Below are 24,816 nucleotides of genomic sequence, written 5' to 3'. Positions count from 1 at the left end.
GCATCTCCCTACACTTTCTCGCGGACATTTTTACCAAATAGCCCGGATGGTTTAAAGATAAGGATTAGGATGAGTACAGCAAATGCCACACCATCACGCCACGAAGAATATCCCAGAGAAGAAACCTCTGTCTCGACTGTGCCCAGCAGAAGTCCCCCTACCAGAGCACCAGGAATACTGCCAATGCCACCTAAAACCGCAGCCACAAAAGCTTTAAGCCCCGGAAGTACCCCCATCATCGGATCCACTGAATTGTAAGTCATTCCGAAAATAACGCCTGCTGCTGCCGCAAGTGCAGATCCTATAGCGAAGGTGGCTGAAATGGTCCGATCTACATTAATCCCCATCAACCGTGCTGCTTCCATATCAAAAGACACGGCCCGCATCGCTTTACCAATCTTTGTTCGGTGCACAATATACTGAAGGATAATCATCAAAATAACCGTCGTCCCCAAGATCATGATTTGATTGGAGTCCACCTGAATCGAGGAACCAAACAAGTTGTATTGCTGCTTATTAAGAATCTCCGGAAATCCTTTAGCCTGAGGACCAAGCACAAACACACCGCTGTATTCCAGCAAAAAAGAAACGCCAATTGCAGTAATCAACACAGCGATTCGCGAAGCTTTTCGTAGAGGTTTGTATGCTAGCCGTTCGATTGACATCCCCAGCAACGCACTGATTGTCATAGAGATCACCAATGAGATAAGTAAGACCAGTATCGGAGAAAGCCCTGCTGAAGCCAAGTACCTGGCACTGAACAATCCAATAAACGACCCAACCATAAACACATCCCCATGGGCGAAATTGATCAATTTAATAATCCCGTAAACCATGGTGTACCCAAGTGCGATCAGAGCATAGATGCTCCCTACAGAAATCCCGTTAATTAACTGTTGAATGAAATACTCCATCGCCGTCCCCCAATCCCCATATTTATTTTTAAAAACACCTTTCTTTAGCTTACATTCATTTCCATCGTTTTATGTCACTTATATTAACACAGTACTATACATGCGTCAGTAAAATTTGTGGTTTTTACTATAATATTCAATATTTTATGTTATATTACATAACATTTTGAGTTAATCCTTTGGGACGTATATAGATAGAAAGTGGGTAAAGAGAAGAAAACAGGAGAATTATGGAGATTTTTAAAGTTTGATTTTCAGAGGGGGAGTCTTTGATTTTACCTACAGATTGCATTTAATGATAAATAATATAACATTTGTCTCTTTGGATATGTGTTTTTCGAGTTTATTATGAGTTCCTGGTCAAGTTGTATCTCTATTTTTGCGCAAAAAAAAGCTCTGTCCCACACAATAATCGAGTGAGAGAAAGCTAATTAGGGTGGTCAGTTCCATTCTTTGCACTTCCGTCACGAGTCAATTACTCATCATTTTCTTTTTTAATTCTTTAATCTGCATCATATGATGTAGGTCATGCGATATAAAATCCTTTAAATAGGACTCAAAGGAAAACCTTCCGTCCACATATTTGCCTGAGTATTTTCCCTCCTCAAGACTACTTATACAATCTAATATTAAGTTACGATACTTCACAGTCAATTCTATTAATTCGTCTTTGGTTTTTGTCTTACCATATATAACAGCATCATTATTGAATTGATCGAAATCAATAAGTTGAAGTGTTATCGCTTTATCGCATGCTATCGGTTCGATCGTCGATTCATAGAAGTATTTATCCCATAACAAAATATGACTAACAACATCATGAATGGTCCATTTTCCTTCAGCGATGGGTGTTTTCCAATCTAAATCAATAATTTCTAGAACAAATCCATTCCATTCCTTAAACTGATTTAGCAAATCTGATCTGTTATTCATTGGCACATCTCCTTTTCTGGTAAACATCAAAATTCTAACAAAATCTCTTTAATTCATTCCTATATAGTTCATAGTTCGCTTCATCGAAACATATAAAAATAACCTTATTTATTTCCGACTTATTATTTATAATATATTTTGAAACTTCATCTATAGCTATGCTACAAGCAAGATCTTTCGGAAAATTATATATTCCTGTACTTATATTAGGTATCGCAATACTTGTTACTTCATTAGATTCAGCTAATATTAATAAATTTTTATAGCAATTCCTTAACTTCTCTTCTTCGTTATTCTTTCCACTATTCCAAACAGGACCAACGGTATGAATAACAAATTCACATTTCAGATTTCCTCCTGTTGTTATTACCGCTTCTCCAACCTCACAACCTCCCCTTTGGTTACGAATTTTCATGCAATCCTCTAATATCGCTTTTCCACCAGCTCTATGGATAGCTCCATCTACTCCGCCTCCACCCATCAAGCTTGTGTTTGCTGCATTGACGATAGCATCAACATCTAATTTAGTTATATCTCCTTGAATCAACTGAATCATTGAGTTATTTATAATTACATCCATCTGAAATCCCCCCCGAAGTATAATGGTTGCGAACAAGCATCAAGTGCTGATTGACATTCAAGCGGCTTAAATCACCCTAGGAAACAGTAGTTTGCACTAGACTCGTGGGGTTGTCCACCTGGCTAACTCTTCTTCAAACCTTTACCTTCTATCGAACCAACACCTCGTGGTCCACAGCGTGAACGTATTGTTCGCAGATATCTAGTTTTTTCGGAGCTACTAATATGTTCTTCAGCATCCAGCTATTTTTTATATATGTAATCGATAAATCCTTGTCGTATCCATTCGCCTTCAAACTTTCTTTCCAGTACTCGATCTTCTTTGTATAATAACTGCAAATCATCAAACATAGAATCCGCCTCATGATAATCATAATATGAGTGTATTACGAATTCATCGTCTTCCATTTGTTCAAACTGATTATCCCCCAAATCAACTCCATCGCCGACTCTAAAATCCTTTAGGGTTAAAAAATTCACAAATAATAATCCATTAGGTTTTAGAACGCGTTTCATTTCATTTATCGCTTTTTCCACATCTTGTTTTCTCATATGAAAAATAGAGTTATATGAATACACAAAACTCATCGACTCATCACTTAGCGCCAACTGTCTCATGTCGCCTTGTTGTATATTTAGATTCTGTCCCCTTTCAGTTGCGAACTGATTAGCTCTTTTAATTTGTTCGTCATTCATCTCAATTCCGTTTGTACTGTATCCATAGTTCGCAAACAAACTTAGTGGAGGTGAATCCCCTCCCGCTCCGCAGTCTAATATGTTTTTTTCCATACCACTTTCATTGCATAATGCCAAAAATCTGTACAAGGGGATTTGCTTAAACAGTTCCATGTTGATTCCACTCCTTTGACCATGTAGTTATTGGATTTACTCATAGATCTTTCCCATATAAATTATTTGAGCACATCTCTTCCATGGGTTTTCAGGTTTACTTTATTGAATCCCCGCAGTTCCAAATGTCTCTTTAATAACTTTTTCGTATTCATCCCATTTAAAGCAAAAAGGGCCTATATCAATAGTCTTATTACCGGATTCTAATTTGAAATCTCTCCATATGATAAGATCCTCTTCTTTCTCAATAAATACGGATATAAAGCCACACTCTTCATCGCCACACCAGGGACAGACTAATATTGGGTACCTGTAGTACAAATATTCATGCATTTCGTTTAACAAAAAATAATTAATCATTTTCCTTTGATGCTCTTCACTACCCCACCCGAGGGAAGGAACCCTATCATATTTTTTTAACATTTGGTAAAGAGATCTACCATCAATTATTACGTCGGCAAAAATAGTATTTTTATTCCCCTCTTGATCCGGATCAAAACTATCATATCGGCTTGACGGTTTTGTTTGTATTTGATTTATTGTTTTCATGCTCCCTCCTTTAAACTCTTCACACTTATCAATTAAACATTCGATCCCTCCACACCATTCCCCTTCCAAAATATTGAATACACCGTTTCTCAGAATCGCATATAGCAACCGAAAAATAAATTCACACACAACAAAAAAGAGCTCCCAGAATGGAAGCTCTTCTTATGTAATTCAGAACGGAGAGAGTGGGATTCGAACCCACGCACCGCTTACGCAGTCTAACCCCTTAGCAGAGGGTCCCCTTATAGCCACTTGGGTATCTCTCCATGAAAATGGCTCCCCGAACAGGACTCGAACCTGTGACAACTCGATTAACAGTCGAGTGCTCTACCAACTGAGCTATCAGGGAACATTACAAGTGAACATGAATTAATTTATCATGATTTCAAGGTCTAGTCAAGCGGGCAAAATAATTTTTGTGATCGTTTTCAAATTTATGCTATTATTCGGCCGCTTGCTAGATTTTTTAAAGAGATTTCCATCCCTCTCCGTCTATAGATTACACCATTCTCCATCCTGCGGAAGCTGTACCCGATCCCCCAACGATTCCTTCTCTAAATGAGCTTTTAGCTTATCTCGGGTAACCAAACAATGGTTAATGGCGTCCATGTGCACAGCAATCACTTTAGTAGAAGGAGCATATTCACATAGGTCTACGACATCCTGCTCATTCATTGTAATATGGCATCCGCTTAAAAACTGCGCACCACCAGCATTCACAACGGTCACCTCAGGTTTAAAAACCTCCAATGCCATTCTCACCTTATCACACCAAATCGTATCCCCAGCCACATATAGAACAGGTTCGCCTTCCGCCTGAAACACAAACCCGGATACCTTACCCATAAGTTTACCAGTCACTCCAGTGCCATGCCGTCCATCAGTACGTGTTATAGTTATTCCATTAAACGTCAGTGAACCGCTAATTTCCGTGGTATGCTCAAACCCCTGCTTCGCTAATTTATCTCCATCTCCTTCCTGACATAATAGTGGTAGATCATGCGGCAACAAAGAAATAGCAGCGGCATCCCAATGATCCTGATGTAGATGTGTGACAAGAATTGCATTAGGACTCAGCCATTGTTCTACGGCTCCCGGCAAAGGAACGAGCGGATTGCGGCGATCATTGTCAGTATTAAAAATAGGTGGATTAGCACCCTGTTCACTCAACATAGGATCAATTAAAAATGTACTGCCACCATACTCTAGCCATAGGGTCGCGTTGCGAATATGCTGTATTTTCATCGGAAGCCCTTCTTTCTTTCAGATATCTTCTGCTACAATTAATTATAGTTGGACCTTGAAACAGAATACATTGAGATTGGAAAAAGATTGGCCTGTTCTACTTTCACGCAGAAAGGATTTTAGATAATAATGAGTTCTTATTTTATAGATGATGTGGATTTTCGCATCCTGCAGCTTCTAATTGAAGATTCCACGATCAGTCACAAAGATATTGGGCAGCAAGTGCATATGACCGGTCAGGCTGTGGGCGCACGTATTCGCAAAATGCAGGACACCGGAGTGATTGAAGGCTACACGGTCCGCTGGAATCCGGATAAGGTTGGGGAGACTATTCATGCCTTTATTACTGTTTTTTTGGGTTCGAATACGGTTCACCCAGCCTTTCAGACATTCGCAAAGCAGCATGATAGTGTAAAAGAAATACATAGGGTCAGCGGAGAAGGCTGCTACTGGATACGTGTTCGTACCGGAAGCCAAAAGGAGTTGAATAGCTTTCTCGACGAACTGCTGAAGTTCGGAAATTACAGAGTCAATCTATCGATGGGAAAACTGAAATAAGTCTGTATCGGAATCGGATATGAAGCTACTATCGGACCCAGTTGACCTTATACTCAGCATAATCGCATATTTGGCATACTATCGGACCCCATTGCCTCTATTGGCACGAAAAACACCAAATATGAGCCTCTTTCGAACGAATAGCATCACTTGAGTCCGAAACCCTGCCCAAAAGGCTAAAAACTTGCCAATAGCGTCATTGGGGTCCGCAAGCCTCAGCCAATGATAGCTCGGCGATGTTGGTGTTGGTGTTTATGCAAGTGATTGGGTTACTCAAAGTCAATGAGCTTTCGCTTGCTCATAAGCTTTTATAGCAGGCCAGCCATCGTCAAAAACGCAGAGCAGCGATCCTCCAATAACCGGAGGATCGTTGCTCTGCTGTCCTTTTACTTATGCCATATTGTAGCTTCTACTACGGTAGCTAATTCAATAATTCAGCTGCTCTAAGCAACCGTACAAGAATTACGGCGGCTTCTGCACGGCTAGTATCACTGCTAGGTGCAAAGCTGCCTGATGGTTGACCTTTCATAATGCCTTTTGCAGCCAGGTCAGACACTGCTTCTTTAGCCCATGAGGAAATAGTTGAAGCGTCTCTGAAAACATCTGCAGCAACGATTGCTCTAGATCCTTCAGCTTCTAGATTCAGCAGCTTCATTGCTCTGGCTGCCATAACAGCCATTTGCTCCCGTGTAATAGGGACGTTCGGACGGAAGGTTCCATCCTCATAGCCTTGAACCAGTCCTAAGGCTGCAGCAGCTCTGGCGTCCGCTGCATACCAAGATAAATCGGACACATCACTGAAGGTCTTCGTCGTATTCGCAGCTACAAGACCTAACGATCGAATCAGCATAGCTGCGAACTCGGCACGACTGACAGATTTCTGAGGTGCAAAGGTATCTGTGGATTGTCCGGTCAAGATCAGTCGGCTGGCAAGTCTCTCAATCTCATTTCTCGCCCAATGTGTGGAAATATCTCCAAAAGTCACAGGGTGCAGCGCAGCGACAAATACACCGCTCGCAATACTGCTCTTAACCGTAACCTTGGTCATCCCATTAACGAGCTCATACAATGCAGGTACATAACGGAAGGAACCCGTCTGTTCATCGTAAATAAGGACTACACCTGTCTTCGCATCCAGCGCCTCCTTAAGCATAAATGTACGATCTACATAAGTGGTACCGAACCCGCTTGCTGCTACAGAGGTTTTTCCATCCGTTACCTTTAGAGTGAAATTAGCCGGTGTTCCTTGCACAGTAAAGCCTTGCTGCTTAGCTTTGGCAAGCAGTTGTTCCAATCCTTTTCCGCTTAGCGAATTTACATTGAACTCCAGTGTGCCTGCCGGCATTTGTGCGGCTTTGAGCACACTCTCCACAAGCTCTAACGGGAAGCGGTAGCTCATCCCCCCACTTTCAATAACAAGCACAGCTTTGGGGCTAAGTGCCGCCGCCTTACGTAAAGCATCTGCACTAAACCGGGCTGTGCCGTCACCGTTAGCTGAAATCTCGATAACAGCCTGCCCTGCAGTCGCCTTAGCTTTTAGCTGCACATCATGATTAGCTGCTGGCGTAGGTGCTGGTGTAGCCGTCGGTGTGCCGGGTTGAACAGGGTTCACTGACCCTGTAGGGTCTGTTGGACCAGGAGTACTTGTTGGTTCTGGAGTACTCGTCGGACTAGGAGTACTTGTTGGGTCCACAGGATCGATCGGATCTACAGGATCTGTCCCGCCAGGTGATAGCACCTCAATTGTATATCCCCTCTTCTCGTTGCCCACAGTTACCGTGAAGTCTGTGATTCCCGCTTGAATTCCATTAAGACTGTCGTTGGTAAATGTAGCAATCTCACTGCTCATAATATTTAGAGTAGCTTGTGCGGTAAGATCTCTGCCTTCTTTATCTAGTACCTTAAGCGTAGCTGACTTACCCTGCTCTAATATCACAGGCCCGCTCTGTCCATCTGCTAGTTTGATAGAGAACGGTTTAATGGCTGAGGCTATTCCTTGATTTTGTTCTTTAATGCTTAAGTCAGGAGAGGCATTGGTCAGTAGGTTCATCCGTTCACCACGAATAATCATGTTGTCGACCAACAGACTCCCTTTCAGATTTTTCGTAACTTCTATACCGCTTGTACCTGCGCCATCCAATACATTATTCGTCAGCACAACTCCATCAATGGAAGTGAGAGTATCTCCCTCTAGATCACCTTGAGCAATCAACCCCGAATAAGTGCTGTCCAGTGCCGTATTGTTGCGAATGAGTACTTTTCCTTTCAGATCACTCTCACCAGCATAAAGCCATAACGCACCCAGATTCACGCCGTAACCGGAATCGTAACTGCCAGTTCTAAGCAAGGTATTTCGCTCCACAACCGTTGTTCCTTGGAAGGGCTCGGCGGTGAAACGGGTAGAGACTGCAATCCCGGCTCCATTAGTCACAGTGTCTTTTACCACGTTGTCCTGGACTTTGTTATCTTTCCCCCCAAAGATTACAATGTTATCCGCTAACCAAGGCAAGGATACCGTATTAAAACGTGCCGTGTTATTATAGCTCGGTGTACGTTCCGTACCATTCACATCCGTCAACTTGCCGTCTGTAAACGACCACATTGCAATTCCATCATCCCCTGGATAGCGGATGTCACTTTGTTCCATCATGCTGTTGCCAGTCCCTACGGCAAAGTTAATCCCGTCTGCCATAAGATTGCGGATCCGCAGACCTGCCATGTACAGACCATTCGTACGCGCCTTTTCACCCATCGGCTGAGTTAACCACAAGCCTGCTTTGGTATGTTCTATCCAAACGTTCTGTATAATCGAACCTTGGCCAAAAGCACCATGGAAAGCGTTGGTGATCGCTTCATCATCCCGTTCGTTAATGCCGCCTTCAATCATCAGATCGTAAACACCAACCTTACCGCCGTGACCATAAAACTTAGCTCCATTCAGAACCGTATACCACATGCCGGCACCACGTATTTCAGCGGTATCCAGATCCAGCAGACCCTCACCGACATTAAAGGTACCCGCCGGGAACCACACACCTTTACCTGTCGCATTCGCTTCGGCAAGAGCTGCCTTGAAGGCTGCGGTATCATCTCCCTCATCATTTGCTGCCGCTCCAAAATCCGTTACGGAAATAAATTCGTCCGGGCGAGCCAACTCAGGGGCAACCTGCTCCATATCCACCAGGTCAATGACGTAAGAAGCTGCCTTATCTCCTGTTCCCTTCTCTAAGCGAATAGTTGCTCCGGCAGGAGTATCGCCGATCAGAGCATGGATTTCGTCAAAGAAGCGGTGTCCACTGCCTTGGCGAGGATCATTTGACCATGGGTAGCTGCCATATTCCCAAGCATATTTAGATGTCAGCTTAAGCTGCTTCTTAACTCCATCTACATATAAAGTCAGGGTTTCTTCAGCACCAGCCCCATCTGGACTATCAGGAATGGAATATCGAAGAACAATGGAGTTAGCCGACTTCGCAAGCTTGAACTCTAGATAATCTCCCGTATTCTTCAAGGCCACCGCTTGTCGTCCAGAAGCCTCGGAAGCCATGCTGAGATATTTCCGCGACGAGCCAATCAGCGTTCCGTTTGTTGCCGCATCCTCAGCTTCATAGCTGATATATGGAACCGTTGCTCCACGGTATGTTTTGTTAACGCTGTTTTTTACGGTCAGGCTATCAAGGGTTACTTTACTCCAATCCACGTTGTCACTACTTAGAGAAACCGTGTTGATGCCTGCACGAAGCTGCAGTATTACCTGTGCATTCTTCCAAGAGGCAGACTTGCCAAGACTAACCTTGCCCCCTTCGTTTAAACCATTCACCTCTAGCGCCAGATCCGTTGCAGCAGCAGCGGTATTTTTGTATCGAATAACAGCGTCATATTCCCCGGCCTGCTGGGCGTTGACTGCAAACCGTATAACACGATCCCCTTTGAATGCTTCTCCTCCTGCATAAATTGCATCAGTAGGGATAGGTAAGAAGCTCCAGAGCTCACTATCAGTTCCATTTGCAGCAGAACCAAGCTGAACAGCCGATGCGCTGTGAGTAAGAAGACCTGTTCCATTCGCATTTAGCAGAAGAGTATAACCTAACTTCTCTTCCAGCTTCCATTGGGATCTTTCTGTATCTCCAGCAGCTAACAAGACCACTTGGCCCGATTCATTGAGCGAAAGATAATGTTGTGTCTGAACATTCATAATCCGTTTGCGTCCGTTTATCTCCTGAACCAGCCACTGGGATTGAGCCGCCATATCGGAGGCATCTGCATATAGGACAGCCCCCTCTTTTTCGGCCAATACTTTACCAGCCATGCCTTTCGGTACAATGGTTATGATGTTGGTATCATTTTGAACTGGAGTTGTTGTATTGTTATTGCGCAGTTCTCCAGATGGAGTAGTAAATTCCTGTGGAGCCGCGTCAAGTGTCCATAGTGCCGTACCCTCACTCTCTAGCAAAAGCGCACGTTCAGCATATCCTGTCTTATTGGCAATGTTTATTAATTCATCGTCGTATTCTCCAAAGAGACTACGAATGGTGTAATGTGTATAATCGGAAGCCAAGCTTACTTCCCAGGCAGAGGCTCCGTCTACAGCAGGTTCTGTACTACTGCTCTCCAAATATGAATAATCACCATTCAGCGTTAAAAAATGACCTGTTGCCCGGTTGGTGATCATCTGTTTACCCTCCTGCACAGTTACATTCCAGTGCGAAAATCCATTGTCTGCTGACGGCTGTCCGTACAGAACAACCCCATGCTCATTTTCGTATAAATACTCCCCACTGCTTGCATTCTTGAATCTTACAGGGTAATCAGGCAGTGGCGGAGCAATCGCTTCAACCGCTTCAGCAGTAAAATGCGCACTGCTTTTTTCCGCTGTATCTGCAGCTTTACTGATTCGGAGAGTTGGGTTGCCGTTATCATCCGACGCACCATAGATATAGTGACCAGCCCATGAGCTCATAATGGTAGTCACACCGGACGCCTGCATATCAACCTTCCACTTAATGCTGGCCCATACATCGTACACTGTTTGCAAAGTTTGAACGCTAACATTAGGATCAATCTCATCTACAGCCCCACCTATATGCTCAAGGGAGAGATAACGTCCAGTGCCTTTATTTTTTATCTTCACCGATCCATTGCTGCCGGCTATTTCTTGCAACTGCCAGACAAAGGAATCGTCATTCAAATCAAGTGGACCATAAGTAGCCTGGCCTACTGTTACATCCTCGTTGGCAGCTGCTAGAGGTGCAAGATTTTGGTTAGAGTGAGCAGAGTCCTGGTCAGCATAGACAGCTTCAGTAACCGTCTTGGATTCTGGCAATTCCTCTAGTGCAGCTGGAGAAGTCAGCAAAGGACCGTCCTTAAGATATTGATCCTCTCCATTTACAGCATCTAGCTGAAAACGGAACAAGTCTTGTTTTTTCTCGGTAACCGGTACAAATCTCCACTGCGGACTGCCCCAACCTGGATTGATCACTCCGTACTCAGCATATTTAGTGAGGTTCTGAAGTGAAATATACTTCTCTGGGATTTTATTAGGTTCCTTGTCTAGAACGCTACTGATTACGTAGGTGTTGTTCCCAACATTTTTGCCTGTCCAGATGTATTCTCGTTCCACATGATTTCTGTCTGGAAGCTCTGTGACCTGAAGGTGGCCATTTGGCATGTTCATCGTGTTCATGTAATGGCCCGTTTTCTTGTTTTTGAACAGCTTGCGGCCGTTATATTTCTCCACGAGCCATTGATCGGAGCCGTCCTTTTGCATATTTCCATATTTTAAAAGACCATCAACACTCTCATACCAATAAAATGACTTCCAGCCATTCTGAATCCGGTAATATGGCATTGTGCCGTCAGTCGGTGTGTTAGGATCTAAAAGCTGCCACTGAGCGCTCAAAGAAGTCGCATCCCTAATCGCACCAGCCTGTTCTCCACCCAATGTAGACAAATAAATGCCTGTGCTTTCGAGATTCTGAAGCGTCTGGTAATCATCATAATCATCGGAATCATTAAAAATCCATTGATCCGACGGCTGACTTCCGCTAATCTGCAAGGCCTTGGCAGTACCTTCACTATAAGAAACATAATGATCGGTTGCCGCATTACGGATACGCTTATTGCCGTCATAATCCTCTATATACCATAGATAGTCAGAGGTGTTGGCGGCATCTGGCGCAATAATTCCATGCTTAAGCTCGCCGTTTACGGATTCATATAAAAAATCTGTAGCCACTTGTGCATCCGTATAAGTTGCCAGTCGTACAGGCTGTAATTCGGAAATTGGCACGATTCTCCACTGTGCACTTGGATTAGAGGCTGAACCCGGCCAGCTGTTAGATCGCACATTATTGTCATCGCTGAATTGCGGATTTAGCCATAATGGACTACCCTCTTCAGTTAAACCACTGTTACGAAGGGTAATGAAGCCCGTTCCATCAGGGCCTGGTGCATGCTCTTGGGTCCACTCACTTAGCTTCACGTGATCCATATCGACTTCCTGCGAAAAAACCCCAGCCCAGGTCACTTCATTTTGCTTAATATAATGGCCTGTCGCACGGTTGCGAATCATTACTGTTCCGTCATCCGTCCCTGATTCAAGATACCACTGTGCTGCTTCATTGCTGACAGGCTGTTTACCGTAAAGAACGTTCCCTTCACTTTCATACATTACCTGACCGGGGCGGAGACGGCTCTCTAGCCGTACAGGTGCTGCATTTGGATCTATAAAAGCCCACTGCGGACTCTCAAACGTAACATTGATATCCGAGCTTACTTGCGCATAACCAAGCTGATTCTCCTCGTGGATAACCAACTTCCCCTCTGGCACAGTCGCACTTCGGATGATCATGTATCCATTGCGATTGGAAGTATCGATCAGCCACTGATCCGCAACACTTCCTGAACCTTGGCGTTCTGCCGCCTTAAGTGAATCCTCTTTGCCGTTGTTACCATCCATTGTAATGTAATGGCCTGTCTTCACATTCTTGATTCGTGACAGCCCATTCACCGTCTCAACCGTCCAATGCGCTGAAGTATCGGCTGGATTGGTCATGCCATAACGCACGATTCCTGCGGATGTCTCATATAAAAAGTTGTTTTTCCACTTATTCTTGATGAGTACCGTACCTGATGGAATTTGCTCAGCGCCTGTTCCTCCAACCCCTTCTGCTCCTACGGAACCTTTACCGGTTCCCATTACAGGCAAGCTTGAAAAAATCAGCAGCAGCGCGAGCAGACCCGCCATTGCGGACCTGATTCGTTTCATACATGTGCCCCCTCTAATTAATATGGACTTCCTTTTCATATTAGTTTGGGAACGCTTACAAAACGATGTGCGATTTTATCCAGAAAAAGGTGTATTTGTACGGATATCCAATGCCCCGCAACATTCATGATGATTGACAAATCGGTTTAACGCGATGATAGTTAGTTTTAGCTACCCGCAAAGAGTAAACAAACGGAGGTACATATGAATTTCAAAATTGATTCGCCAAAAATAGCAGATCCAGACTCTCTTCTTCCTGAGCAAATATATTCGCTGCAAACCAAGGACGAATTCAGCTGTTGCAGCATCAGCGATACGGTTATTGTTAATCAAGAGGCTAATAAGGTCAGCTTTGATCGCGTGATTTTTAAAAATGTAACGATTACGGAGTGCTCCCTAACTGGGATCGAGCTTATGGACGTGATTTTTGATCGCTGTGATCTATCTAATGTGGATTTTACGAATGGCATTATTCATCGAACTGAATTTAGAAACTGCAAGCTTATTGGCACAGACTTTACAAGAGGCAGATTCCAAAATGTTCGTGTAGTAGATTGTATCGGGGATTTTGCTACGTTTCGATTCGCTAATCTGAAGCAGGTTGCTTTTGAGAGCAGTTCATTAATGAGTTCCGACTACTATCAGTCAAATTTCCAAAAAATCAGCTTCAGCGAGTGTAATATGGATCAAGCCACATTGTCAGGATCAAAGCTTAATGGGATCGATCTTAGTGACTGCGAGTTCAGTGGCTTGATCGTGGATATCAAAGATTTAGAAGGATGCATCATTTCGCCTCAGCAAGCTGTTTCTTTTGTCGGATTATTAGGTTTGGTTATAAAATAAATAACTTCAACTTGCCCGAACATTTACCGCAGCGATAACGCTTAGGGTCTACTTTTCGCTTACGCGGATACTCCATGGCACAGGCACTGCATACAAGCTTATATCGATAGGGCAGCGACTTCCGAGCTTTTGCACCCGGCAGTGTCTGACAGTAGCGGCTTCCGCCGACTTGCGCCAGCAGGCTTTTGAAATCAGCGTCACGATGCATATACCCTCGCTTAGCCAAATGCAAATGATAATGGCAGAGCTCATGCTTGATAATCCGCTCCGTCTCTTCTCTGCCAAACATGGCAAGCTGATGGGGATTAATCTCTATATTATGGCTTTTGGTAAAATATCGGCCGCCCGTTGAGGACAACCGGCTGTTAAAGCTCGCCGTGTGTCTAAACGGCACGCCAAAGCTGTCCCGTGATACCTGCTCAATCCACAGCTGCAGCTCTTCGTTGCTCATAGTTTCCATAGCGTTCTATCACAAGTCCTTTCCACGGGAAATAAGATCTCTACTTGAATTGTAACTTGTGCATAGGCTAAACTGTCAAGAAGGAAGACAAGTACGGAGGGAGAATGAACAATGCCGAAAATGCGGTATGTAATTTTGCAGCAAAATCAAGAATTACAATTCGTGGAAATGCCTGAGGAATATGCGTACCAACTAAGTGCGCTCAATTTACGCCTGAACAAAGAAATCGACAAGCTGACAGCCGATAATGTTCCGGATCTGCCCTTAGCCATCGCCGAATGTGACTCGCTGGATCTGTTACGTGAGGATTACTCCCTGGAGTCCGGTCTGGATTATATCAATAGATTGGAGCAGGCCTTCGCCTCTGTTCAAGAGCAGAAGAACTACCCACTGATCTCCCTGCTTACTGAGATCCGAGCGCTACAGGCTCAATTGGAGCAGTGGTACGAAGAGGAAGCAGAAAGCCTACTGTAATCCGCACCTTTAGGCTTATTTCTCCATATTCTAACTTACGTAAGTTGTTAGAGGAGGGATTCGCTTGCCACAGTGGCTCTGCCATCAGCTAATGAAAGCCTATTACAAAAAAGACCGCCGTCAGATCAAGCTGCTGAATGAGTGCTGGTTCTTTTATCGTAATTCTGCGGAATCGAGTAATGAGATGAAGTTATAGCCTCGGATGATTAAGATCTAGGACATCTTTAAAGCAGCGGATATCGTCTTTTAAAAAGACGGTATCCGTTTTTGTTAAGAAAGGGGACTTATAATCATGATCAGTAGAACAAGACATATACAGCTGTCTCCGGAAAGTGGGACTGAGGAAGAGGACAATTATAATCTCTATGTCATAGTCACATTCCCTGACCGCTCCCGCTGGGCATCGGATTTCTACACCTTCAAGAACATCGAAGCGATCCGACAAGAATACATCCAAAGTGGTGCTTGTCTAAATGGGGCCTACTGGAGTGCACCTAATTATCTAACTGTCGTGGATCATATTGATCGCAAGCGAATTGAAGACGTCGTCGATTTATATATTTCAGAAGGTACATTCAAATACGCCTTTGAATACATAGGACAGGTCACGGAGCGGGATCTGGAGATTATCGATTATCCGAAAGGCTTTTTCAACCCTTTAGAGAAGCTTGAGCACAGGTACGTTATGCGGCAGTTCGCTGCAATTGAGTTTATGCTGGAGAATGCTGCACCAGAAACTATAGCAGTAATAAAAAAGATCATCGCAGAGAAACAATAAAACTCCGCCTTAAGAATCAATTCTTATTAAAACTTAGGAAATACATATTTAACCAAAAAGAACAGAAAACCAAAAAATATTATAATGTAAGCAGCATATTTAATAAAGGTAGATGCGACAACGCTGGAATCCGATTTCCGTTGTACCTCCCTATGCTCCACTTCAACACTTCTATCCTTATAGCCCGGTTCCATCAGCAATCTCTCCTTTCGAATGTTCATCTTTGATAGCCTCCATTAACCCGAGGCTTTCAGGATTGAATCAAAATTCTAGATTGGATTAAAAAAAAAGACCGGAATTCTCTTCAGCTTTTCGAGCTGAGAAATTCAGGTCTTCTTTCTACTTACCCTTTAACCGAACCCGCCGCAATTCCCTCAACGATACGGTTACTGAGGAACAGGAATGTAATCAGGATAGGCAAAATACTGATCATAAGCGTTGCCCCGATCGCACCCCAATCCGTTGTATATTGACCAATGAAGTTTTGCACCCCCACGGTCAGCGTCTTGTAAGAATCAGAACTAATAAATGTGTTTACAAAAATAAATTCGTTCCAGTTATAGATCATATTAATAATGGCTGTAGTCGCGATCACCGAGCTTGTCATAGGAAGTATAATTCTAAAAAACATTCTGTTCACGGAACAACCATCAATAACCGCGGCCTCTTCCACTTCGCGTGGCAGTGCGTAATAGAAACCCAGCAAAATCATAATCGTTATCGGCATGTTAAAAGCGACATAAGACAAAATAAGTGACAAAGGGTGATCCGTTAAGCCAATCTTATTGAATATACTAAATAACGGAATAAGCGTGGAGTGAACAGGAATCATCATCGCTACCATAAACAAACCCAGTACGAACGAGCTTCCCTTCCATTTCATCCTGGTAACTGCATACGTAACCAAGCTCCCGAAGATAACCGTTAACACCGTAGCCACGATGGTAATCCATACGCTGTTGAAGAAATACACGTTGATGTTCCCTACATTCCAGACCTTCGCGTAATTCTCCCAGTGAGGATTCATCGGCAACGATAGAGCAGGAAGGTTGAACACTTCCTGATTATTTTTTAATGAGAAAAACAGCAGCCATACAAGCGGAAACAATTGCAGAGCAGCAACGGCAATCAACACGATATATAGCAATGAGTAGCCGAATTTACGTGTGATCTCCGCACCTGCGCCGCCTGTCTTTGGCCCGATTTCTAGCCTTCCTGCAGTTCCAGACATCATGAAGCGCCCCTCCTTATGAGTATTGGATCGAATCTTTCGTAGCAGTTAATTTGCGAATGACCCAAGTAATGACGAGACAGATGACGAGCAGGAAGAATCCAATTGCACTCCCGTAGCCAAAATCATAAGCCCGAAAAGCCTGATGATACATATAAGACGCCATCACTTCACTAGAGCCATTAGGACCTCCATCCGTCATAACAAAGATTAAGTCAAAATACTTCAGAGAACCTACAACGGCTAGAACAATCGTAACTTTGATGACTTCCATTGCGAGTGGAAGCTTAATTTTCCAAGCGATTTGTAAGGCAGAGGCTCCGTCAATCTTTGCTGCCTCTTCCAGAGAGGTCGGGATATTCTTGAGTGCTGCGTAATAGATCAGAATATAGAAACCAGCATATTGCCACAGAATGGGAATAAATAAAGCAAACAAAACTAATGTAGGCTCTGCAAGCCATGCAGGAGGATTAGCAAAACCAATGGAAACTAATAAGCTGTTCACAATTCCGTTCGTCGGATGATAAATTCTTAGCCAAAGCTGCGCAATCGCAACGGACGATAACAGCATCGGAATCAGATATATTTTGCGAAACAAGTTAGCTCCCTTGATCCGGGCGGCTAATACCATAGCAATTGCCAAATAAATAATGAGACTTAGGGTAGAAAACAACGCTAACTGCAGAGAGTGCCAAGCACTATTCCAGAAGGTTTGGTCTGTTAGCAAAGCTTTATAGTTATCAAATCCGATAAAAGTCAGAGCGCCTATACCATTCCATTTATTCAGTCCGTAATAACCCGTTAGAACAATCGGAATATATACAATAGCCAGAATGAGAAGCAAGGCGGGAAATACGTATAACGCGATTATTTTTTTGTTAGACATCACTTTATCCAAAGTGTCCGACTCCTTTCCTTCATAAACCGTTTGAGGAAAGGCTTATCCGGCATCACGCTGCCGGATAAGCTAATTGTCCCCTTCACCTAGTTGTCGAAGCTTTAGTTGCCTTTGGAGATGGCTGCGTCATGCTCCTCAGAATACTTCTCCGGCGTCACCGCTTTGCCAAAAAGAGCCTGGATCATATTCAGATGCGTTTCTGCTGCATTGGCACGCATTTGAACATCTGCGAATAAAGTGATGCTGCTAGCCTTGTTCATTTCGTTAAACAAATCGATGTACAGCTGTGGTAGATCCAGTGTGGCGGTGTCCACCTTCGTAGCTGGAATAACGCCTGCTCCAGTTACGGATTGCTCTCCCCATTTGGATACGAAATACTCGACGAATAATTTTGCTTCTTCTTTTACCTCAGAGTTCTCAGCAACAAATAATCCTACGCCTGGTCCACCTACCCAGCTATTAATGTCGCCCTTCCCGCCTTCAACTGTCGGGAATTTGAAGAAACCAACACTATTACGGAATTCCAGTGGAATTTCTTCATTGGTTGTGAAATTTGGCAGATCCCATGATCCCATCATGTACATTGCTGCCTTGCCATTTACGAACTCTGATTTTGCCTCTTCATTTGATAAACCGTTGAAACCCTTAACAAATGCATTGCTGTCAACAAGTGATTGAACCTCAGAAGCCGCCTTTACTAATCCTTCATCCATAAATGAGCCTGATCCACTGATCGCACCTGCAAGTGCCTGTTGGCCTGCGATCCGATCAGCCAGATACATATACCAAAGCGATCCTGTCCAGCGATCCTTATTGCCGAGAGCAATCGGTGCAATGCCCCCTTCAGATAGTGTTTTTACAACTTGCTTAAACTGATCGTAGGTTTGTGGGACCTCAAGATTATATTTTTCAAAAATAGCTTTATTGTAGTAGATAGGTGCGATGTTAAACTCAAGTGGAAGCGCATACGTTTTATCGTTAATAGCATAAGCTTCTGTAGTTCCTGCGACGAACTTGTCTTTTAATTCACCATTCAACAAGTCATCTACAGGAGCGAAGAGATTTCCTTCAACGTAAGGCTGCAAAAAGCCAGCGGCCCAAGTTACCCCAACGTCTGGCAATTCGTTAGAAGCAGACAATACCTTCAGCTTATTTTTGTATTGCTCGTTGTCCAGAACCTCTTGCTTGATCACAACATTGGGATGCTCTGTTTGATATTCTTTAATGATTTGATTAACAATTTTATTTTGCCCGGCAGAAACACCTTCTGGCCATAAATGCATGAAGTTAACGGTGACTTTGTCGCTTCCCCCATTTGCACTACCTTTAGATTCACCTGCATTGTTATCTTTTTGACCACAACCAGCTGTGACAAGAACGAGGCACATCGTTAAGAACAATATTGTCCATTTTTTATTGCGCACGCTTACAACCCCTTTTCTATTGTTGTCTAGCGGCCTTGTAACCGCTTAACTAAATTGTAGCTTGGATCCCATGATGTCGTAAGGTCATAAGGATTGGGACTAATACCACTATTATTGGATTCTTTCCTCCGTGGTCATGACGTTCTGGCGGTATTGCCCTGGACTAACATTTTCGAGTGCACGAAATACCTTCACAAAATATTTGGCCGTTTGATAGCCTACTTGTTCCGCGATTTCAGCAATGGACAGCCGTGTGCTCACCAGTAGTTCTTTGGCTCGTTGTATTCTCCTTCTCGTTACATATTCACTGTAAGTCAATCCCGTCTGCTCTTTGAAAAGGACGCTGAAATAGCTGGCATTCATGTGTAATTGCTCCGCTATATCACGCATGGATATCGATTCGTGAAGATGTTCGTCTAAGTATTGGAGTGCCTCACGCACTTGAGTGCTATACACTTTCTCCTGCTGTACCGTTTCCATAAGCTTGGGATCGATCAGCTTCTCCATTCGTTCGATTCGATATATATCCTCCTTGCGTTTCAATGCCAGTTCCACTGCTCGGACCAGCTTCGTTTTGTCGAGTGGCTTCAGTAAATATTCAACCACACCAAACTGCAAGGCTTTCTGTGCATAGTCAAATTCAGGATGGCCGGAGATCACAATAACCACTGGAGGATGAGGCATTTCGTTCAGCTTTTCAACTAATTCTAGCCCTCCAATCTCAGGCATGCGCACATCGGTAATAAGCAGATTAACTTCGTTATTTTGCAGCCATGCCAGTGCTTCAACACCGCTTGCTGCGGTTTCGATGCGATATTGACCGGATGACCAGGCTTCTAATGTTTTACGAACCCCTTCTCTTGTTCTCGGTTCATCATCTACGATGAGTATAGTTTCCACGTGTTTTTCCCCTCTCCAGGTTCATTTGGTATTTCAAAAGAGATGCTAGTTCCATAACCTTCTTCACTTCGTATTTCAAGCCCGTCCGTATTGTCTACGTAACTGAGTTTCAGTCTCCGCTCTATATTAGCAATACCAATCCCAGTCCCTTTGGAAGACCTCATGCTCCCCTTCTCCATGGTGTGATAGATAGACGATATCTTTGCTGCATCCATCCCTGGACCATCGTCAGTTACCGTAACCAATGTATATCCCGGACGACTTGAAGGTCTGACAATTAGCATGACTGTCCCCGGTCCAACCCTTTGCTCTACGCCATGAAGAATCGCATTTTCGACAAGAGGCTGGATTAACAGCTTCGGTAGCGGGACACTTCGGCAAGCTTCATCTGACTCAATCCGCCAGGATAACCTGTCGAGCATACGCATCTCCATAATCTTCAAATATCTTTCGGCATGGTCGAGCTCATCGCCGATAGTCACCCATTCATCATCATCAGTTCGATTGATGACATAACGAAAAAGCCCCGACATATCAACCACAATTTGAGCTAATTCCTCCTCACCTTTTTCATCGAGGGCCCAGTAGAATGCTTCTAATGTGTTAAATAGAAAGTGCGGATTGATTTGAGCCTGAAGTGCCTTTAATTCTGTGCGACTCTGGACGATCTCCTTCTGATAGACGACTTCAATTAGTTCATTCAGAGAGTGAACCATCTGGTTGTAAGTATTATTGAGCTCATTGATCTCCATAGTGGTAGAAGTGACTGAAATCGGTTTCAAGGTTCCAAATCGTGAACCGCGCATCACTTTTATCAAATTCAGTATGGGCCGTGTAATCATCGTGGATAAAATAAAAGTAAAGATGAGAAACAATAAACTGCCAACAACACCGGATACGATGATCGCTGTACGAAGGACAGATATCCCCTCTGTCGTATAGTCAACTGGAGTAAGGATTACTAGCCTCCAACCTGTTGCCTTGGACTGCTTCTGAATTACAATGTAGTCTTCTCCGCCAACCTCAACCTTTTCTCCTCCATGATCCAGTATCTTATTTGCATTGACATTTACGGAAAAATCGGAAGAAATTTGCCGTCCCGCTTCATCAAATAATCTCATTAATTCACGCGTTTCCGCCTGTGAGCTGTCCACCTCATCCGTAAGCTGGAAGTAACTTTTCTCAATTTGAACCATAATATAGCCAGCTTTCGTGAATGAATGATCAATCAGCCTAATATTACGAATCGCAATGACGATATCCGAATTCCGCGGGTCAAGTCCAAACCATACGAGACGTCCTTTGCCCTCGTCCACCCGGCTGATCCATTCTTCGGATACTCGATTGTTCAGGCTGGCGTCATCAACCGAAAGTAATTTCTGATAATCACCTGCATACAGCTCAATGGAACGAATCCCTGTCGCATACGCCTCATATTTACGTACTTCCTGCTGGATGGTTTGACGTTCGGCGAAGCTGATCGGCTTTCCTTCAGCCTCTTGAGCGAGCAATCGCTGAATGGAGGCGTTGGTTGCCACTTGCGCCGTCAACGTATTAATCTGCCGGATCAGTACATCCAATTTGCCCGTTGCCTGAACTGCAGTCTGTTCAATGTGCTTCTCCGCACTATTGCGTAATAGAACCGAAACTTGCCCGTACATAAAAAAACCAACCGTGGCTAGTACGATCACCATGACAAACATAAAACCCAGGAAAATTTGATTACGCAATGTGTTTAACTGTCCAAACCTCGTCAATCTTTACACTCCCTTCCGCCTGATAAACTTGATTCCTCATCAAAAAAGATGACCCTTAAATCTTCAGGAATCATCTGCAGCTCTAGTTCTTTGTTAATTCAGCCTTTGGATTATATGATATCAGTGATTAGTTTCTGAGCCCATATCCATATCGCGTTTTAATTTATCCAAATCAACCAAAAAAAACAATATAGAATATATACTCGTGCCTACCAGAGTTGCACAAAAAAAACCGTACCTCCGCTGACCCGGGTATACCGGAATAGCAGTGTACGGCTTGTATTTTTAAATGTGGAGGTTCTAATTAAAACTACGGTTGGACACCCAAGAACCCTGCAATTTACGCAGCATAATAATTTGTCCAGTATGGTAAGAATCGTGTAGGATAAGGCTCATTACTTCTTCCCCTGGCGCATGACCCGAACCGCCCCAATCATACGCGCCTTCTTCCAACGCTTCAATGATTTCTCTAAGAGCAGCATGCACGTCCTTCAGGTCTGCAACGGCTTTCGCCCATGCTTCTTCTCCTTCAGCTGTTACAGTAAAGGTATCATCGTTGCTTTCAGCATCGGGTTGTTTGGGCAACCCTTTTAGCTTTCGCAGCAAACGCACCTTATAATAAGTTAGATGGTTAACCGTTTCCCAGATAGAATTGGCCGCCCCACCCTCTGGCTTCCAAAGAGCCTGTTTGCTATCCACACCTTCCAGCGCATCGCTAAGCGGCGGAGCCCAATCCTCGATATCCATGCAATAATCCCAATTTTGGAGCAAGACCTCACTGATTTTATTTTGCATGTTCAACCTCCTAAAAATTTGTGTAAGCATAAACTTCATGGTGTAGCTTCAAAAAGAACTACTTCAAAGCGAACTAATATGTAACTACTTAAACCATAATATAGTGGTTACAAAAGAAATGTAGCATATTTCCAGATTGTATTCAAGTAACTAGCTAAACTTATTTTTAACTGTTACAATGATTTGTAATGAGCGTTGAATCGGAAAGGATGAACAGACCGTGTTGTGGGAGGATTTCATTAACAGCTACTGGCGGGATTGGCGAACAGGAGATAAGAATAAAGATCGGGACAGGCTCGATGAAGAAGAATGGGTTTTTAAATGGCTGAAGGAGTATTCTCTTTTAGAAACACAGATGCCGAACACGATAGAAATGGCGCAGCTTAAAAAGCTTCGCTCACTACTATGGAACTGGGTACAGGCTATTGTGCAAGGAAACTCGGTGTATGGAGAAATGCTTGAACAGCTCAATATCTATTTGGACAAGGGTCCTGTTACACGGCGAATTGTATGGAAAAGCGACGAGCAAGCGGAAATAAAGCTGTTGCCACTCCATAGCGGTTGGGAACAGGTGATGGCGGAGATTGCGGCGTCTTTTGCCGAGGCATTGCTTGAAAAAGAACCCACCAGATTCCGCATCTGCGAGAATCCCGATTGCCTCTGGGTCTATTACGATGATACACGCAACCGTTCCAAGCGATACTGCGATGACAAAGCTTGTGGCAACCTTATGAAGGTGCGGCGCTTCCGGGCGCGGAAGAAGGCTGAGTCTGAGGGGGAATAGAGTCTATAGGCTAATAGTTCATATTAAAACTCTTATACTTAATGTAAGCTTGTTCCGTGTAGGAAGAATAAACTTGAGGTTATTAGCGCAGTGTGAATTACGTACATTTTTCACTCTCTATGCATCCATTAGAGCCTATAGTTAAGCTGGTAGTGAGGGAGGCGTGATCCAACCCACTGTCAGATCCCCCTCGTGATAGCTTTCAATGATAATTCCTTTATCCATATTTATAATCCATGTATCAAATCCAACAGCAATAACATCATTGAAGTTATTTATAATATTATTTAAATTAGTTTCCACTACCGGAAGATTGATCTCATTCCACACAATAAAATAGTTATCACGCAATAAAATAGATTCTATGTCTTTCAATTCTTCCGGCGTCTTAAAGGATTTCTTTTGATCAATAGATTCCCAGTCAATCCGCGCCCACTGTGTGAAATTAACTATACTCTCCATCATAGATACAATCTCGGACGACTTTTCTAAACTATATATTCTTGTGTTGGGACCTAAAGCTTCGATACACTCACTGTAAAGAGAACCTAGTGGGTTTTCTATTTTCACTCTTTTTTTCAGTTGCTCCATACGAAATAGCCGTGCTTGTTTATCACTCACTTTCTCACAACCTTTAACTCATCATATTTTTTAGCGAAAAAAACCTGGCCTTCTCTAGATAGTTTTGTGCACTGAGCTTTATGAACTCGTAAAATAACTGCATTTCATACACTTATTCCGCATCCAAGGGGGATCATCAGGACTTTAATTGTATTCTGTACACTTAAAAACTAGAAAATGTGCCCATAGAGTAATAAATCACAAAAATAGGTGTACGAAATACAGTTATATCCTTTGGCGGGTTATTTGTGGGATTATAGTTGTACAAAATACAGTTAAAAGCTTCTGCACATCGCTCTCCTTGGCTCTTAATCCCCAACAACCCCAATATCCCTCCACCCGATCATGATCTCTTCAACAATCTCATTCCCAAGCTTCACTTCTTTTGTCGCAACAGATTGCCCACCCACTTTGTGGTAGAAATGAATCGCGGGATTTCCTGTTACCACCCAAGTCATGAACGAGCTATAATTTTTCTCCAATAAATTCTGTGCTACGCTTCTTATGAGTTGCCTTCCAAGACCCTTTCCTTGCTGTTCCTTAAGCAAATAGAGTGCATATAGCTCCGCATCATAGAGATCAGAGAGATCTGACCCTCTTCGCGCTCCTCCATTTGCAAAACCAATAATCGTCCCAGCCTCATCTTCAGCCACATACATAACCTCGTCTTTATTGGGTGTTTCAAAATTCCGAATCCAGAGCTTCCTTCTAGCTTCCACTGTAATTTTATCGAGAAACTCATCTGATATTAGCCCTCTGTATGTGGTTTTCCAACTCGCAGCGTGGACAAAAGCGATCCCGTCTATATCACTAGCTGTTGCTTCTCTAATCATCAATTTAATTCCCCCTTAGATTTCCGATAAAAGCTTCAGCTAGTCCAACATTGACTAGTGTTCAACCACTTATTCCTCTCAAACAAACTATTGAAATCACTTTGGGCTACTGAATTGATATGTT

23 protein-coding genes and 2 tRNA genes are annotated in these 24,816 nt (G+C 43.4%); 6 read left to right on the top strand and 19 right to left on the bottom strand.

From position 1 onward, the window contains the following. Positions 1-8 precede the first annotated feature (8 nt). The 8 genes from NSQ66_RS05670 to NSQ66_RS05635 all read right to left on the bottom strand — a co-directional run bounded on the left by NSQ66_RS05670 (position 9) and on the right by NSQ66_RS05635 (position 5,069). Positions 9-914: a branched-chain amino acid ABC transporter permease gene (locus NSQ66_RS05670; protein ID WP_036681658.1), complete on the bottom strand. Its 906-nt coding sequence runs from the start codon at positions 912-914 to the stop codon at positions 9-11. A gap of 471 nt (positions 915-1,385) precedes the next feature. Further along, positions 1,386-1,847, bottom strand: coding sequence for a DinB family protein (locus NSQ66_RS05665; RefSeq protein ID WP_038569085.1), 462 nt, complete (start codon positions 1,845-1,847; stop codon positions 1,386-1,388). Positions 1,848-1,881: 34 nt separating this feature from the next. Beyond that, positions 1,882-2,427, bottom strand: a complete 546-nt coding sequence (locus NSQ66_RS05660; RefSeq protein ID WP_212592233.1) for an O-acetyl-ADP-ribose deacetylase — start codon at positions 2,425-2,427, stop codon at positions 1,882-1,884. Between the two features lie 242 nt (positions 2,428-2,669). Next, complete coding sequence (locus NSQ66_RS05655) at positions 2,670-3,275, bottom strand: class I SAM-dependent methyltransferase (protein WP_038569083.1); 606 nt, start codon at positions 3,273-3,275, stop codon at positions 2,670-2,672. 102 nt (positions 3,276-3,377) lie between these two features. Further along, positions 3,378-3,824: a hypothetical protein gene (locus tag NSQ66_RS05650; RefSeq protein WP_038574166.1), complete on the bottom strand. Its 447-nt coding sequence runs from the start codon at positions 3,822-3,824 to the stop codon at positions 3,378-3,380. 177 nt (positions 3,825-4,001) lie between these two features. Next, positions 4,002-4,090, bottom strand: a tRNA-Ser gene (locus tag NSQ66_RS05645). A gap of 7 nt (positions 4,091-4,097) precedes the next feature. Continuing rightward, positions 4,098-4,173 (bottom strand) — tRNA-Asn (locus NSQ66_RS05640). 143 nt (positions 4,174-4,316) lie between these two features. Then, entirely contained in the window at positions 4,317-5,069 is a 753-nt protein-coding gene (locus NSQ66_RS05635; protein WP_038569081.1) for an MBL fold metallo-hydrolase, read from the bottom strand. A gap of 129 nt (positions 5,070-5,198) precedes the next feature. Here NSQ66_RS05635 and NSQ66_RS05630 point away from each other — a divergent pair, with 129 nt between their 5' ends. After that, positions 5,199-5,627 (top strand): Lrp/AsnC family transcriptional regulator, encoded by a 429-nt coding sequence (locus tag NSQ66_RS05630; protein ID WP_038569079.1) that lies wholly within the window; start codon positions 5,199-5,201, stop codon positions 5,625-5,627. Between the two features lie 421 nt (positions 5,628-6,048). On the opposite strand, the gene NSQ66_RS05625 is transcribed toward NSQ66_RS05630, so the two are convergent. Further along, on the bottom strand, positions 6,049-12,894 hold the full coding sequence (locus tag NSQ66_RS05625; protein WP_076142452.1) for an S-layer homology domain-containing protein: 6,846 nt from the start codon (positions 12,892-12,894) through the stop codon (positions 6,049-6,051). Positions 12,895-13,098: 204 nt separating this feature from the next. Here NSQ66_RS05625 and NSQ66_RS05620 point away from each other — a divergent pair, with 204 nt between their 5' ends. Continuing rightward, entirely contained in the window at positions 13,099-13,737 is a 639-nt protein-coding gene (locus NSQ66_RS05620) for a pentapeptide repeat-containing protein (RefSeq protein WP_076142449.1), read from the top strand. Here the strand turns inward: NSQ66_RS05620 and NSQ66_RS05615 are convergent. Continuing rightward, complete coding sequence (locus NSQ66_RS05615; RefSeq protein ID WP_081383940.1) at positions 13,727-14,188, bottom strand: SprT family protein; 462 nt, start codon at positions 14,186-14,188, stop codon at positions 13,727-13,729. The genes NSQ66_RS05620 and NSQ66_RS05615 overlap by 11 nt on opposite strands. 120 nt (positions 14,189-14,308) lie before the next feature. Here NSQ66_RS05615 and NSQ66_RS05610 point away from each other — a divergent pair, with 120 nt between their 5' ends. The 3 genes from NSQ66_RS05610 to NSQ66_RS05600 all read left to right on the top strand — a co-directional run bounded on the left by NSQ66_RS05610 (position 14,309) and on the right by NSQ66_RS05600 (position 15,449). Then, complete coding sequence (locus NSQ66_RS05610; protein ID WP_036686808.1) at positions 14,309-14,671, top strand: hypothetical protein; 363 nt, start codon at positions 14,309-14,311, stop codon at positions 14,669-14,671. Between the two features lie 64 nt (positions 14,672-14,735). Beyond that, complete coding sequence (gene cmpA / locus NSQ66_RS05605; protein ID WP_094903512.1) at positions 14,736-14,867, top strand: cortex morphogenetic protein CmpA; 132 nt, start codon at positions 14,736-14,738, stop codon at positions 14,865-14,867. Between the two features lie 96 nt (positions 14,868-14,963). Further along, positions 14,964-15,449: a hypothetical protein gene (locus tag NSQ66_RS05600; RefSeq protein WP_076142446.1), complete on the top strand. Its 486-nt coding sequence runs from the start codon at positions 14,964-14,966 to the stop codon at positions 15,447-15,449. Between the two features lie 26 nt (positions 15,450-15,475). Here NSQ66_RS05600 and NSQ66_RS05595 read toward each other — a convergent pair whose 3' ends face one another. The 7 genes from NSQ66_RS05595 to NSQ66_RS05565 form a co-directional block, all read right to left on the bottom strand. Beyond that, the gene (locus NSQ66_RS05595; RefSeq protein ID WP_036686806.1) at positions 15,476-15,670 is read right to left on the bottom strand and encodes a hypothetical protein; all 195 of its coding nucleotides are present in this window, start codon (positions 15,668-15,670) and stop codon (positions 15,476-15,478) included. A gap of 122 nt (positions 15,671-15,792) precedes the next feature. Further along, a complete protein-coding gene (locus tag NSQ66_RS05590) occupies positions 15,793-16,683 on the bottom strand; it encodes a carbohydrate ABC transporter permease (protein WP_036686804.1) in 891 nt (296 codons plus the stop codon). Positions 16,684-16,696: 13 nt separating this feature from the next. After that, the gene (locus tag NSQ66_RS05585; protein ID WP_036686803.1) at positions 16,697-17,578 is read right to left on the bottom strand and encodes a sugar ABC transporter permease; all 882 of its coding nucleotides are present in this window, start codon (positions 17,576-17,578) and stop codon (positions 16,697-16,699) included. A gap of 101 nt (positions 17,579-17,679) precedes the next feature. Further along, positions 17,680-19,002, bottom strand: a complete 1,323-nt coding sequence (locus tag NSQ66_RS05580; protein ID WP_076100035.1) for an extracellular solute-binding protein — start codon at positions 19,000-19,002, stop codon at positions 17,680-17,682. 111 nt (positions 19,003-19,113) lie between these two features. Further along, complete coding sequence (locus NSQ66_RS05575; RefSeq protein ID WP_339279623.1) at positions 19,114-19,902, bottom strand: response regulator; 789 nt, start codon at positions 19,900-19,902, stop codon at positions 19,114-19,116. After that, on the bottom strand, positions 19,881-21,659 hold the full coding sequence (locus NSQ66_RS05570) for a sensor histidine kinase (protein ID WP_339279621.1): 1,779 nt from the start codon (positions 21,657-21,659) through the stop codon (positions 19,881-19,883). The genes NSQ66_RS05575 and NSQ66_RS05570 overlap by 22 nt, the downstream gene beginning before the upstream one ends. Positions 21,660-21,959: 300 nt before the next feature. After that, positions 21,960-22,454, bottom strand: a complete 495-nt coding sequence (locus NSQ66_RS05565) for a DinB family protein (RefSeq protein WP_036686798.1) — start codon at positions 22,452-22,454, stop codon at positions 21,960-21,962. A gap of 220 nt (positions 22,455-22,674) precedes the next feature. Between NSQ66_RS05565 and NSQ66_RS05560 the strand changes: the two genes are divergently transcribed. Then, complete coding sequence (locus tag NSQ66_RS05560; protein WP_076129523.1) at positions 22,675-23,238, top strand: CGNR zinc finger domain-containing protein; 564 nt, start codon at positions 22,675-22,677, stop codon at positions 23,236-23,238. A gap of 141 nt (positions 23,239-23,379) precedes the next feature. Here NSQ66_RS05560 and NSQ66_RS05555 read toward each other — a convergent pair whose 3' ends face one another. Together NSQ66_RS05555 and NSQ66_RS05550 are read right to left on the bottom strand one after the other, a co-directional pair. Continuing rightward, entirely contained in the window at positions 23,380-23,859 is a 480-nt protein-coding gene (locus tag NSQ66_RS05555; protein ID WP_076142444.1) for a hypothetical protein, read from the bottom strand. A gap of 308 nt (positions 23,860-24,167) precedes the next feature. Further along, entirely contained in the window at positions 24,168-24,692 is a 525-nt protein-coding gene (locus NSQ66_RS05550) for a GNAT family N-acetyltransferase (protein WP_076142442.1), read from the bottom strand. Positions 24,693-24,816 lie beyond the last annotated feature (124 nt).

This window comes from Paenibacillus sp. FSL H3-0329, from assembly GCF_037963285.1.
Taxonomy (GTDB): domain Bacteria; phylum Bacillota; class Bacilli; order Paenibacillales; family Paenibacillaceae; genus Paenibacillus_AQ; species Paenibacillus_AQ odorifer.
Note: the sequence above shows the minus strand (reverse complement) of the source record. Positions and strands in the feature narration are given on the sequence as shown.